This is a genomic window from Flavobacterium frigidimaris (genome assembly GCF_002217275.1).
Classification (GTDB): Bacteria; Bacteroidota; Bacteroidia; order Flavobacteriales; family Flavobacteriaceae; genus Flavobacterium; species Flavobacterium aquidurense.
Genome location: NZ_MUGV01000020.1, coordinates 18,457 through 32,370, shown reverse-complemented (window position 1 = coordinate 32,370; position 13,914 = coordinate 18,457). Strand labels below are relative to the sequence as shown.

The window sequence follows — 13,914 nt, the reverse complement described above, 5'->3', positions numbered from 1 at the left end:
AAAAATGGCAAAATATTCAAGAATTGAAGTAGCGCAGCAAATGAAAGATAACGGAATGGTACCGTTGTTTTTTCATTCGGATATTGAAATAAGCAAGAAAGTTTTAAAAGCCTGTTATGATGGTGGTTCCCGATTAATGGAATTTACCAGCAGAGGAGATTTTGCTCATGAAGTTTTTGGAGCTTTGAACAAATATGCTTTGGCTGAATTACCAGGAATGATGTTAGGAGTTGGCTCTATAACAGATGCTGCTTCAGCTTCTCTATATATGAGTTTGGGTGCTAATTTTATTGTAACACCGGTTTTTAGAGAAGATATTGCAATTGCCTGTAATCGTCGTAAAGTATTGTGGTCACCAGGTTGCGGAACACTTTCTGAGATTGCAAGAGCGGAAGAATTAGGTTGTGAAATTGTAAAATTATTTCCAGCTGATATTTACGGACCAGAATTTATAAAAGCAATAAAAGGACCATGTCCCTGGACCAATATCATGCCGACCGGAGGAGTTTATCCAACTGTTGAAAGTTTGTCTTCATGGTTGAATGCAGGTGCAACTTGTGTGGGTCTTGGTTCACAATTAATTTCAAAAGATATATTAGATAAAAATGACTTTGACGGCTTGAAAAATAAAGTAAGTCAGGTTTTGGATATCATCAAAAATATTAGAAAATAAATAAGGAGTAATCATACCGATTCCTTATTTAGATTGCAGTTTTTTTTAGATTTTAACGTTTTGTAATTGAACATTACGCTTGCTAAATACAGCTTGTCACTCCTCACAGCAAATTGTATTTTACTCTTACAAGTGTAATGTTTCTTTTACAATTAAAAAGAACTTCTTATAAAGCAATAAGGTATTTATCGTGGTTATTTATAACACTTTAATGAATTAAAATGAAACAATTAAACAGAAAAAATACAGGATTAGAAAAGTTACAGCCAATTAAAGTAGTTCAGTTTGGAGAAGGAAATTTCCTAAGGGCTTTTGTTGATTATGCTTTTCATAAACTTAATAAAGAAGTTGATTTTAATGCCGGTATTGCAATGGTTCAACCTTTGAAAGACGGTATGGTAAATATGATTAATGATCAGGACGGTCTTTATACCTTGTTTATGAACGGTATTAAAAAAGGTGAAAAAATACAAGATATTGAGTTAATTACGAACATTGTAAAAGCTATAAATCCATATACTCAATTTGCAGATTATTTAGCTTTAGCCAAAGAAGAAGAACTTCAGTTTATTGTTTCGAATACCACTGAAGCTGGAATTGAATTCATTGAAAGTGATACTCCCGATATGCAACCGCCAGTTTCATTTCCTGCAAAGTTGACTGTTTTATTATATGAAAGATTTAAACATTTCAATGGAGATGCTTCTAAAGCAGTAACTATCATTCCTTGTGAATTGATTGATTATAACTCAGAGACGCTAAAAAAATATATTTTACAATATGTTGATCTATGGAAATTAGAAGATGCGTTTAAAACATGGGTATCAGATTCCTGTACGTATCATAGTACTTTGGTTGACAGAATTGTTCCTGGTTATCCAAGAGCTGAAATTGAAGAATACAATAATAAATTAGATTACCAGGACAACTTGATTGTTGCTGCTGAACCTTTCTTCCTTTGGGCTATTGAAGGTGGTGATGCTTTAAAAGCAAAATTACCTTTTGATAAAACAGATTTGAATGTAAAAATCGTTGATGATATACGTCCTTTTAAAATGATTAAAGTTCGTATTCTAAATGGTGCACACACAGCAATGGTTCCTTTTTCACTTTTGTACGGTAACAAATTAGTAATGGAAACTGTTAACGGAGATTTTACTGGAAAATTCGTAAACAATGTTATTAGTGAAATTAGTGAAACACTTGATATGGACAAAAATGAAATTACAGCCTATTCTGAGGAAGTAATGGACCGATTTAAAAATCCATTTATCAAACATGCACTTGCTGATATTGCATTAAATTCTATCTCAAAATTCAAAGTAAGAGTTTTACCTAGTTTATTAGGATATTATAATGCAAACAATAAATTACCTGTTAATTTGACTTTTTCATTAGCGAGTTTAATTCAGTTCTATAAAGGAACCTGGAATAACGAAGCATTACCTGTAAAGGATTCTCCGGAAATAGTTGAAGCATTTAAAGATGCGTGGCAATTAGGATCTGCAGATTTAGTTGTAGCGAAAGTATTAGCTAATACTGATTTCTGGGGCGAAGATTTAACTAAAGTAAAAGGTTTGTCAGAAGCTTTAGTATTGGCCTTAAATGAAATTGAAGAAAACGGAATAGAACAAGGATTTGCTAATTTCAGCAAACAATATTAATTGGAACAGTTTCTAAGATTCTAAGTTGCTGAGTTTTTGCGACGCAACTTAGAATCTTGGAAACTTAGCAACTTAAAAAAAAACGATCATGCAAAAAAAATTAATAAAAGTAAACCCTTCAGATAACGTTGCTGTTGCATTGGTTAATCTGGTTGCTGATGAAGTAATCAACTTTGAAGGACAAGATATCACTATCGAATCTGATGTGAAAATGAAACATAAAATTGCGATGGTTCCCTTTAATGTGGGAGATCGTATTATTATGTATGGTGTTTTGGTTGGTAAAGCAAGTGCAAGAATTGAAAAAGGAGGATTGCTTTCTACTGCAAACGTAAAACACGAAAGTGATAAGGTAACTGGTAAAACAGAAACTATTGGTTGGAATTCGCCAAATATCGATAAATGGAAAGACAGAACGTGGCAGGGCTATCATAGAGAAGATGGGCAAGTAGGAACTGAGAATGTTTGGTTGTTTTTTCCTTTGGTTTTCTGTGAAAACAGAAATATCGAAATCTTAAAAGATATTTTTGAGAAAGAATTAATGAAACCAAAAGAAAACGATTATCAATTATTACTTCGTTCTTTGGTAAAAACAGAAACGGGTGGTACTGGTAATGAAGCGGCTTCTAACGAAGCTAATTTATTCAATAACATTGAAGTGAAATTCATCACGCACCAGGGTGGATGTGGTGGAATTCGTCAGGATTCGCATAGTTTGGCTAAGTTATTGGCTGGATATGTAAATAATCCAAACGTTGCCGGAGCTACAGTTTTAAGTTTAGGATGTCAAAATCTTCAAATTCAGATCTTTAAAGATGCTTTAGATGCAATCAATCCAAACAGTAATAAGCCTGTTTTAATCTACGACCAACAACAAATCGGAACAATTGAAGCGATGTTGGGAAGTGTTGTAAAAGATACTTTTGAAGCGATTAAAAAAGCGAATGATATAAAAAGACAACCAACTCCATTATCTAAATTAAGAATCGGTTTAGAGTGTGGTGGTTCTGATGGATTCTCTGGAATTTCAGCTAATCCAACATTGGGAGTGTTATCTGATAATTTAGTTGCTTTAGGAGGAACTACAATTCTTTCTGAATTTCCTGAATTATGTGGAGTAGAACAGGAATTGGTAAACCGCTGTGTAGATGATAAGGATGGAAAACGTTTCTTAGATTTAATGCAATGGTACGAAAAAACAGTTGTTGATGCAGGTTCAGGATTTGACATGAATCCATCTCCGGGTAACATTAAAGACGGTTTGATTACAGATGCAATGAAATCGGCTGGTGCTGCTAAAAAAGGAGGGACTTCACCAATTGTAGGTGTTTACGATTATGGAGAATATATTAATGAACCAGGCTTTACATTGTTGTGTACACCAGGAAATGATGTGGAATGTACAACTGCAATGGTTGGTTCAGGAGCAAATATGGTTTTGTTTACAACAGGTTTAGGAACTCCAACAGGAAACCCAATTGCACCGGTTGTAAAGATTTCATCAAATACTGATTTAGCTAAAAAGATGTCTGATATTATTGATATTGATACTGGTGGAATTATCACCGGAGAAAAATCAATCAACGAAATGGCTGATGAAATGCTTGAGTTTATTATTGATGTTGCAAGTGGAACAATTAAAACTAAAGCTGCAATCTTAAATCAAAACGACTTTATTCCTTGGAAAAGAGGAGTTTCTTTGTAGATTTTTTTTACCATATAAGTCATATAAGTTCATTTAATACTATATGTACAATAAAGGCAGCTCATTTAAGAGCTGCCTTTATTATTTTTAAACCTCACCATATAAGTGATATAAGTTCATTTAACTTTGTGTATATTTTGTACTACAGCATGATTTTGAAGTAGCTTAAAACAAAAAAGCAGCTCTTAAATGAGCTGCTTTTTTCTATTTATGGTAAAAAAACCTTAAAAGTTAGTTCTTGACGAAGATTTACGAATGTGTAATTCTGGTGCGAGTACTACCTTTTTTTCGATTTTGATAGTATCTGTTTTGTCCACCTGTTCAAGGAAAACGCGTGCAGACATTTTCCCCATTTCAAGTGGGGACTGATCTACAGAGGTAATCGATAATTCCATGAATTTGGTAAAAGGCTCATTACTAAAGCCTGCTACGCAAAATTCTTTCGGAATACTGATATTTCTTTCTTTTAATTCCTGAATAGCTCCTAAAGCGGCAAAATCACTTGAAGAAAATATAGCGTCTGGAGGAGTTTCTAATTGTAATAAGATATTTACGGCATCTTTTCCGGCTTCAACACTACTTTTAACAGGGACAACGTATTCCTCCTTAAATGGCATTCCGCTATCCAATAACGCTTGTTTGTAGCCCAAAAACCTGTTTTTGAAAATTTCAAGAGATTGATCTCCTGATAAATGGGCAATGTATTTGCAGCCTTCACTTATCAAGTGTTTTGTAGCAATATAACCGCCTTTAAAGTCATTAATTGTTACAGAACTTACGCCATCAATATGTTTGCTACGGTCAAAAAAGATAAGTGGAACATTTTTTTCTAAAACATTATGAAAGGCGCCATCATTTTCAGTACTTACTGCAGTAACAGACATCAATATACCATCTACCTGCGCATCTATTAAAGTGTATAGATTTTCGCTTTCTCGTTTAAGATCTTCATGAGTCTGACAGATGATAACCTGATAGCCATGAGGCTGAAGTTCTTCTTCAATACCACGAATTACCGAGGCGAAAAAGTTACTGTCAATACGCGGAACAATAACACCTATATTATTACTTCGACCGCTCTTTAATGCTAAAGCAAGTTTATTTTGCTTATAGTTCATTGATGCAGCGGTTTTAATTACCAGGTCACGCGTGCTCTCTTTTATCTTAGGATTGTTGTTCAATGCCCTGGATACTGTAGCTGCGGTGATATTTAATTTTTTGGCAATATCATAGATGGTTATTTTTTCGCTCATTCAAAAATAGTTTTTGATTAATTTATAGACAAAAATACATTTTTTTTATATAATCTAATACATAATGTTATCGATTACCATAATTTATAATTAAATCGTTTTCGATCCTACAATGATAATAAATTATCTCTTTTTTTACACAAACTGTAAATAAATTTACTAATAAAAATTAAATATATAATTTTTTTCTAAATTAATTTGGTGTATCCAATGTATTTTTCTATTTTCGTGTAATCGATTACATAACAGTTTATTTTTACTTCTGAAAACACTAATTCCATCGTAAATGATTTCAAATAAGGCTTTAACGTTAAGATCAATTGTACTTTTTAGTGCGGTAACTATATTGATTTTGTCTTGTGGTAAACAAGTTTCTTCAGTTTCGGAAACTAGTCCGTGGAAAAAAATGGATTTAATTATAAAAAGTATTCCGCAAACAAGCTTTTTGAATAAGGACTATTCTATAACTGATTTTGGTGCTGTAGCCGATGGAAAAACAATGAATACTGAAGCTTTTGTCAAAGCTATTAAAGCGTGTGCTGAAAATGGTGGAGGAAGAGTAGTTGTTCCAAATGGAAAGTTTCTTACAGGAGCAATCCATTTAGAAAGTAATGTGAATTTACATTTAGAAGATAATGCTGAAATCCTTTTTAGTATAAATCCAAAAGATTATCCAATCGTTCATACTTCATGGGAAGGAACAGAAGTAATGAATTATTCTCCTCTTATATATGCTAAAAATAAGACCAATGTTGCTATAACCGGAAAGGGGACTTTGAATGGTCAGGCAAATAGCTCAAATTGGTGGGTTTGGTCTGGCGGTAAAAGTTATGGATGGCAAAAGGGGATTCCGTCTCAAAATGATCCTTCGAACAGAGAAGTTTTGGTAGATATGGCTGAAAAAGGAGTACCGGTATCAGAAAGAGTTTTTGGAGAAGGACGTTATTTAAGACCAAGTTTTGTTGAGTTCTTTGAATGCAATACAGTTTTAATTAAAGATGTAACCATAATAAACGCTCCATTTTGGATTCTTCATCCTTTAAAATCAAACAATATTATTATTGACGGAGTAACAGTAAACAGTCACGGTCCAAATAATGACGGTTGTGATCCTGAATATTCTCAAAATATAATTATTAAAAATTGCACTTTTAATACCGGTGACGATTGTATTGCAATAAAAGCTGGAAGAGATGCAGATGGAAGAAGAGTAGCGATCCCAAGTAAAAATATTATTGTACAGAATTGCAAAATGATTGATGGCCACGGAGGAGTGGTTATTGGTAGCGAAATTTCGGCCGGAGTAAACAATGTATTTGTTGAAGATTGTATAATGGATAGCCCGAATCTGGACAGAGTAATTCGCATCAAAACAAACTCAAAAAGAGGAGGCGTGATCGAAGATGTTTTTGTTCGAAATCTTGAAGTTGGAACAGTAAAGGAATGTGTTTTAAAATTGAACATGTTTTATAATGTATACGGAGCACAAACCGGCAATTTTATTCCGGTAATCAGGAATATAAATCTGGAAAACATAAATGTAAAAAATGGTGGAAAATATAGCGTTTGGGCTGAAGGCTATAAGGAATCTCCTGTAGAAAATATCACTCTTAAAAACGTGGTTATTCACAAAGTAGATTCCATTTATAAATTGAAAAATGTAAAAAACATAAATTTTATTAACACTTATATCAATGAAAAAAAAGTAGAACCAATTAAAAATTAATAACTATCACTTTAACCAATAAACCAAACTTATGAAAATTAAACCATTCTTAAAGAAAAGAATAAAATACAATCTTGTATTTTTATTTTTCTTAAATCTCCTTTGCAGTAATGCAATAAACGCTCAGTCGAGTGTAATAGAAGGAAAAATTACTGATGCCGCTGGATTATCTTTGCCAGGTGTGAACGTTCTTGAAAAAGGAACAAAAAACGGAACTTCAACAGATTTTGAAGGAAGTTTTAAATTAAACGTAACAAATAGTAAAGCTATTTTAGTAATTTCATATTTAGGCTTTCAAACACAAGAAGTTAGTGTAGCTGGTAAATCTAAAGTAAATGTGAGTCTTGCAGAACAATCAAATTCTCTAAATGAGGTTGTTGTTGTTGGATATGGTACAGTGAAAAAAACGGATCTTACCGGTTCTATAAGCACTATTAGTGCCGCAACAATTACAGAAAGAAATACGATTAATCCATTAGAAGCGATTCAGGGAAGTACACCAGGTGTACAGATTTCGTCTAGTTCAGGACGTGCTGGTGATGGATTTAAAGTGGTAATTAGAGGAAATAATTCATTAGTAACAGATTCTAGCAACTCTACTGTTGTGGGTTCAACACCTTTATATGTTGTAGATGGTGTACCGATGGATGGAATTGACTTTTTAAATCCGCAGGATATCGCCAGAATGGATGTCTTGAAAGATGCTTCATCTGCTGCTATTTATGGTTCAAGAGGATCGAATGGAGTTATTATTGTTACCACAAAAAGTGGTGCAAGTGCTAAGGCAGGTGTTAGTGTTACTTTTGATAGTTCTTATGGAACAAAAACGGCTACAAGATTACCAGATATGATGACAGGTGCAGAGTGGTGGAAATTTCATCAGGTTGCCTATATGACTGCTACTCCTTTAACGCAAACTCCGGCGCAACTTGCTGCTTTGGCAGGAAATCAAAGTCCTTTGTTAGTAACCAGAGCCAATAGCGGTTATAATTTTGATTGGGCAAACGCTGTTCTAAAGCCAGGGATGACTCAAAATAACTACTTAAATGTTTCAGGACGTTCAGAGTCAGGTATGTCTTATAATTTAGGTTTTGGTATTCAGGGTGATGATGGTTTGGTTGATCATGATTCAACAGATAAATACTCATTTAAATTAGGTTTAAATCATAAAATTAATGACAAGTTTTCTACAGGTGCTAACGTAACTATTGCCCGTATTGATACGGAATTAGGTAGTGATTTGGCTATGCAGGATGCTTTCAGATTAAGTCCACTTATGTCTCCATGGGCTATAGATGCAGCAGGAAATGAATTAGTTGGTACTAACTTTTTCCTGCCTGGTAAATTAACATATCCAAATGGTTCTTTTGCTATCAACAAAACGAGTAATGTCAATCCCCTGATGGAAATTGCTAATTCATTGCAAACAGAGAAAACATGGCAGACTGTTGGAAACGTTTATTTTCAATATCAACCTTTAAAATGGTTAACGTTTAAAACAACTTTTGCAGCGGGTATTCAGGATACACAAACAGATGTCTCTAATACAGCAGAGACAAATGCGGGAGTTACTTTAGTAAATAAAAATTCTGCCTCTATAAAAAATTACAATAACTTCAATTATACCTGGGACAATCAGGTTGACTTGAAACACACCTTTAATGATGTACATGATTTTAGTTTACTATTATTACAGAGTTCTTACTCAAATGTAGATGAGAATTCGTATGCATATTCTAATAATCAGCCTTTTAACGTTGGATCAGAAAATTTGGGTTCAGGTGTTCAGACTAGTTATCTTGTAACTTCAGGATACGCAAAAAATACTTTGAGTTCTTATGCAGTACGTCTAAACTATACTTTTAAAGATAAGTATTTATTTACTGCTTCAAACAGATGGGATGGATCATCAGTTTTGTCAAAAGAAAATAAATGGCAAAATTTCCCTTCAGTGGCTTTAGGATGGAAGATAAGTAAAGAATCGTTTTTAGAAAATAACAGTGTAGTTTCTGATTTGAAATTAAGAGCGAGTTTAGGATATACAGGTAACGACAACGTTGCACCTTATACATCTCAGGCATTATTGAATCAACAAACTTTTTATGCTAACGGTACTGCAGTAGTTCCTGGATGGCAGTCTGAAACATTGGCAAATGAGAATTTAACTTGGGAAAAAACAAGAGAGATCAACTTAGGTCTTGACTTTGGTTTCCTGAAAAACAGAATTACAGGTAGTGTTGATGTATATGACAGATTATCAGACGACTTAATTTACAGACAACAATTGCCTTATGAAACAGGTTGGAAAAATACTTTTGCTAATGTTGGTTCTGTAAGTAACAAAGGTATCGAGGTTTTGTTAACCACTAAAAATATTAAAACTAAAAATGTGAATTGGGAAACTACATTTACTTTTACAAAAAATGTAAATGAGTTAGAATCTATCTACAATCAGGATAAAGTAAGTGATATTGGTAATAAATTGATCTTGGGTTCTCCTTTAAATCCAAATTACAATTATGTTTATGACGGTGTTTGGCAGGAAAGTGAAGCAGCAGCAGCAGCTTCATACGGAATGGCTCCTGGACAGGCAAGACCAAAAGACTTAAATGGTGATGGTAAATTTAACGCGGATGATAGAACTGTAATTGGCAACCCAAACCCAGAATGGCAAGGAAGTGTTTACTCTAGATTAACTGTTGGTCAATTTGATTTTAATTTTTCAGTTCTTACCAGTCAGGGACAAACAGTGTTGAGTACTTTCCACCAGAATTTTGCTGATGTGAGTGATAGAGGGCGTCAAAAAATTGCAATGGATTTCTTTATTCCAACAAATGGAGCTGGTATTCCGGCTAATGCTAATGAAACAAATCCAAGACCTGGTCCTGTAGCTACAGGTGCTGGAGCTTTCTGGACTTCTAATTTTGGTTATTACAGAGAAGTTTCTTATGTAAAAATCAAAAATATATCACTTGGATATACGTTCAATTCGGAGTTACTTAAAAAATTAAAATTGAGTAACCTTAGACTTTATGTAAATGTTTTAGATCCATTTGTATTTACAGATTTTGATGGATATGATCCAGAGTGGGCAGGTTCAGCTTTTGGTGTTAACCGTCCGGCTTCTATTACTACACAAATGGGATTAAGTGTTAAATTTTAATTAAAGAAATAAAATGAAAAAAATAATATTAATTTTAGGAATAATAGTTTCTACATTTTATTCATGTAGTGATTTTATTGAAGAAGAAAGTTTATCAAATGTGCCTGCAGATGCAACTTATAAAACAGCAACAGGATTTCAGCTATTGGTAAATTCAGATTATGCGAGACTTAAAGGTATCTACGGAGGTAATCCATGGTTGTTTTGTTCAGGAACAGACATGTATGCCGAAGGAAGAACTCCGGAACCGGCTGGATTAAGTCAATATACTTTATTAATACCATCTGCAGTCAATGTAGAAGATTTATACAACTCTTGTTATCAGCAAATTCAGTCTGTGAATAAAACCATTTATTATTCAACTATCACAGAACAAACTTCAAATTTAAGTATGCTTGTAGGAGAAGCTAGATTTTTGAGAGCAAATGCTTATTTTTTATTGGTTCAAACTTACGGAGGTGTACCAATTATTTTGGATAATATTACTTCGCCGGTTTTAAGCTTTAAAAGAAATACTGCTGAGGAAGTGTATAAACAAATTATTGCAGATTTGGAGGCATCATTAACTACTGTAGGAACAGGTGCTTATGCCACTACAGGAAAAGTTAATAAAAGAGCCGTACAGGATTTATTAGCAAAGGTTTACCTGACAAGAGGATACGAAACTTTTGCGGCTCCTACTGATTTTGCAACAGCGGCTAACTATGCCGATGCTGCTATTGCAGGACAAGCGCTAAATATTGCTTTTGATCAATTATTTGCTGCTACAGCTACAACTAATAATGATTTAAATGCTGAAACTATATTTTCTGTTCAGTATGATAAAGCTTCAACAAGTACTGACCCTACAAAATTAGGAAATAATCAATTTTATTATTTTAGTTCTTATTTAGGAGGGTCTGAAACTGGTGCTCCGTTAAGAAGTTATAATTTGTGTCCAACCGGATACGCGTTAGGATTATATGAAAAAGGTGATAAAAGATGGGAAGCTACCTTTATGACTGAGATTTTGGAAGAAACAGTAACGACTAATGGAAAAGCGGTAACAACTCTTTATTTTCCTTATTATTCCGGACGTGCTGCAAATCCAAGTAATGTAAAAGTAAAGCACTTTTTTGAGCCAAAATGGTTTACAGCTGCAGATAAAGCGGCTTGGAATACTGCAAATGCAGCAAGAAAATCAGCTTCTTTTGTATACCATCCTTGGGGACAATATTCAGCGGAGCATACTGTTAGTACAGATCCATTTTCTAGTAATGATTGTTACACTATTCCTGTTAAGAAATTTGATGATCCAACAGCAACAACACCTATCAGTACAGGTCCTGTAAGTACAAGAGATATTATTGTTGCCAGATTAGGAGAAACATATTTGGTTGCCGCTGAAGCTTATTTAAAAGCGGGTCAGCCAGGAACAGGTTTAGCGCGTTTGAACGAGGTAAGAAGAAGAGCTGGTGTGGCAAATGCTACTACTGCTCAGTTTAATATCGATTATATTTTAGATGAAAGAGGTAGAGAATTATTAGGAGAGTATCACCGTTGGTTTGATTTGAAACGTACCGGTACACTTGTTGCAAGGGCTTCTGCTTATAATTATAAAATAAAAGCGGCTAATTTTGTTGGAGTAGATGGAAAACTTAAAATATTAAGACCAATCCCACAATTAGCATTAGATTTAAATCAAAATAAAGATTTTCCTCAAAATCCTGGTTATTAGTAATTTGATAATTTTTTGAGAAATTGTTTTTTGAAGATGTTAAGAAGGAGTTTGACAAATTGCTCAAACTCCTCTCTTAACTAAATTTTTTTTTAAGATGAAAAAGATATTTTTTTTACTAGTGATGATTTCTAATACTATTCTTGCCCAGAGCAATTATAGTATCGATACTTCCTATACTATAAAAAGTACTTACAATAAATTAATTAAAAAGTATCCTTCAATTACGATTCCACAATTAAAGAATAATACCAATATTACTGAAATTAAAGACGTTGTATATCAGCAACATAAAGACAGAGCATTGCATTTTGATGCTTTTTTCAACACTCTACAAAAAAATAATCCTGCTGTAATCATGATCCATGGTGGTGGATGGAGATCAGGAAATAAAAATCAAATGCAGGACATGGCCAGGGAGATTGCTTCCAAAGGTTATTCTTGTTTTGCAATTGAATACAGATTATCTTTAGAAGCTAAATATCCTGACGGGGTTATTGATGTAAAAAATGCAATTAAATTCATAAAAGATAATGCCAAAAAATTCAATGTAGATCCAAACAAAATTGCAGTTTTAGGTTGCTCTTCAGGAGGACAAATGGCAGCTTTGATTGGTACAACAAATGATATTTTAGATTTTGAAGATAAAACGTTTAAAAGCAAATCTTCTTCAAAAGTGCAGGCTATTATTGATATTGATGGAGTATTAGCATTTAAACATCCAGAATCTTCAGAAGGTGATATGGCATCATTTTGGTTAGGTGGTACATATGATGAAAAACCGGAAAGCTGGAAAAATGCATCAGCTTTAAGTCATGCAAATAAAGGTTCTCCTCCAATACTGTTCATAAACAGCAGCTTTGCCAGATTTCATGCAGGCAGAGATGATATGATTGCTATTTTAAATCAATACAAAATTTATAATGAAGTAAAAACAATTGAAAATTCACCCCATTCCTTTTGGTTTTTTGAACCTTGGTTTAGTGAAACGATTGTTTACACCACACAATTTTTAGACAAAATTTTTAAATAATTCCGCATACAAGATGAAAACAAAAATCACAATAACAAGCTTACTTTTATTAGGTTCAATGGTCGTAAGCGCTCAAAAATATGATATTAAAACAGCAAAAACGTACGCTGAGATATCTTCTAAAACAGATGGAAAATGGGAAGGACGCAAATATAAAGGCGGAACAGTTTTTAAAAATGTTGACAGACTAAAATTAGCTCCTGAACATACAGATCATTCTTTTGATATTCGTTATGAAGGTCCAGGCTGGGAAAGTAACAGAATTGGCTATCGCTTGTATTTAGACTGGAGAAATGCCATTGATATATTTGGAAAAAAGACATCTGAAATGATTTTGCCAAGAGTAGGGCAGGACAATTTTGATTCGTATCATGAAATGAGCGATTGGGGAGCTGATATTCTAAAAGCCGGAAAAGCAATTGGAATTGGTTCTATAGACCGTTATTTAAACAACGAAAAATTACACTTTCGTGAAGTAGATTCTACAATTGCAACAGTAGTAAACAAAACGACTGAATCTGGCGTAAAAGTGAATTATTATGGCTGGAAAACAGCTTCGGATAAAATCGATTTTATTTCAGAATTAACGATTAAACCGGATCAATTGTATACGCAACATACGATCAAAGCTTCAATAGAAATTAAGGGAATTTGTACCGGAATTGCAAAACAAAAAAATACGGATCTACTTAAAAAAGAAAGCAAAAATAAAAAATGGGCTTACATCGCTACCTATGGTGAGCAATCATTGGTTCCTGATAAGTTAGGAATGGCAATTTTTTATCAAACTAGTTCGATCGAAAGTAGTCCTGAAACAGATTTAGATTATCTTTTGGTCTTTAAACCGACAACAAAAGCAACTACATTTTATCTTTTAGGAGCTTGGGAACAAGAGAAAAACGGGATAAAATCTAAAGAAGAATTCGTTAAATATTTAGATGAAAAATTGGAGATATTGAACAAAAAAGCAAAAATGTAAT

At 33.5% G+C, this 13,914-nt stretch carries 9 protein-coding genes; 8 read left to right on the top strand and 1 reads right to left on the bottom strand.

Annotated elements, in window-relative coordinates:
* The first annotated feature begins 4 nt into the window (after window positions 1–4).
* The 3 genes from B0A65_RS12410 to B0A65_RS12400 all read left to right on the top strand — a co-directional run bounded on the left by B0A65_RS12410 (window position 5) and on the right by B0A65_RS12400 (window position 4,042).
* A complete protein-coding gene (locus B0A65_RS12410) occupies window positions 5–673 on the top strand; it encodes a bifunctional 4-hydroxy-2-oxoglutarate aldolase/2-dehydro-3-deoxy-phosphogluconate aldolase (protein ID WP_074661805.1) in 669 nt (222 codons plus the stop codon).
* Between the two features lie 221 nt (window positions 674–894).
* Complete coding sequence (locus B0A65_RS12405) at window positions 895–2,337, top strand: tagaturonate reductase (RefSeq protein ID WP_074661802.1); 1,443 nt, start codon at window positions 895–897, stop codon at window positions 2,335–2,337.
* Between the two features lie 88 nt (window positions 2,338–2,425).
* On the top strand, window positions 2,426–4,042 hold the full coding sequence (locus tag B0A65_RS12400; RefSeq protein ID WP_074661799.1) for a UxaA family hydrolase: 1,617 nt from the start codon (window positions 2,426–2,428) through the stop codon (window positions 4,040–4,042).
* A 224-nt stretch (window positions 4,043–4,266) separates the two neighbouring features.
* Here the strand turns inward: B0A65_RS12400 and B0A65_RS12395 are convergent, their stop codons facing one another.
* Window positions 4,267–5,295: a LacI family DNA-binding transcriptional regulator gene (locus B0A65_RS12395; protein WP_074661797.1), complete on the bottom strand. Its 1,029-nt coding sequence runs from the start codon at window positions 5,293–5,295 to the stop codon at window positions 4,267–4,269.
* A gap of 286 nt (window positions 5,296–5,581) precedes the next feature.
* Here B0A65_RS12395 and B0A65_RS12390 point away from each other — a divergent pair, with 286 nt between their 5' ends.
* The 5 genes from B0A65_RS12390 (at window position 5,582) to B0A65_RS12370 (ending at window position 13,913) form a co-directional block, all read left to right on the top strand.
* Complete coding sequence (locus B0A65_RS12390) at window positions 5,582–7,021, top strand: glycoside hydrolase family 28 protein (protein WP_074661794.1); 1,440 nt, start codon at window positions 5,582–5,584, stop codon at window positions 7,019–7,021.
* 31 nt (window positions 7,022–7,052) lie between these two features.
* On the top strand, window positions 7,053–10,184 hold the full coding sequence (locus B0A65_RS12385; RefSeq protein ID WP_074661791.1) for a SusC/RagA family TonB-linked outer membrane protein: 3,132 nt from the start codon (window positions 7,053–7,055) through the stop codon (window positions 10,182–10,184).
* 13 nt (window positions 10,185–10,197) lie between these two features.
* Window positions 10,198–11,901 carry a RagB/SusD family nutrient uptake outer membrane protein gene (locus B0A65_RS12380; protein WP_074661789.1) on the top strand — a complete coding sequence of 568 codons (1,704 nt, stop codon included), beginning with the start codon at window positions 10,198–10,200 and terminating at the stop codon, window positions 11,899–11,901.
* Window positions 11,902–11,998: 97 nt separating this feature from the next.
* Complete coding sequence (locus tag B0A65_RS12375) at window positions 11,999–12,934, top strand: alpha/beta hydrolase (protein WP_074661786.1); 936 nt, start codon at window positions 11,999–12,001, stop codon at window positions 12,932–12,934.
* A 13-nt stretch (window positions 12,935–12,947) separates the two neighbouring features.
* Window positions 12,948–13,913: a DUF4861 family protein gene (locus B0A65_RS12370; protein ID WP_074661784.1), complete on the top strand. Its 966-nt coding sequence runs from the start codon at window positions 12,948–12,950 to the stop codon at window positions 13,911–13,913.
* Window position 13,914 lies beyond the last annotated feature (1 nt).

Coding starts and splice junctions, on each gene's coding strand:
- B0A65_RS12410 (WP_074661805.1), top strand. CDS start 5: ATGGCAAAATATTCAAGAATTGAAGTAGCGCAGCAAATGAAAGATAAC.
- B0A65_RS12405 (WP_074661802.1), top strand. CDS start 895: ATGAAACAATTAAACAGAAAAAATACAGGATTAGAAAAGTTACAGCCA.
- B0A65_RS12400 (WP_074661799.1), top strand. CDS start 2,426: ATGCAAAAAAAATTAATAAAAGTAAACCCTTCAGATAACGTTGCTGTT.
- B0A65_RS12395 (WP_074661797.1), bottom strand. CDS start 5,295: ATGAGCGAAAAAATAACCATCTATGATATTGCCAAAAAATTAAATATC.
- B0A65_RS12390 (WP_074661794.1), top strand. CDS start 5,582: ATGATTTCAAATAAGGCTTTAACGTTAAGATCAATTGTACTTTTTAGT.
- B0A65_RS12385 (WP_074661791.1), top strand. CDS start 7,053: ATGAAAATTAAACCATTCTTAAAGAAAAGAATAAAATACAATCTTGTA.
- B0A65_RS12380 (WP_074661789.1), top strand. CDS start 10,198: ATGAAAAAAATAATATTAATTTTAGGAATAATAGTTTCTACATTTTAT.
- B0A65_RS12375 (WP_074661786.1), top strand. CDS start 11,999: ATGAAAAAGATATTTTTTTTACTAGTGATGATTTCTAATACTATTCTT.
- B0A65_RS12370 (WP_074661784.1), top strand. CDS start 12,948: ATGAAAACAAAAATCACAATAACAAGCTTACTTTTATTAGGTTCAATG.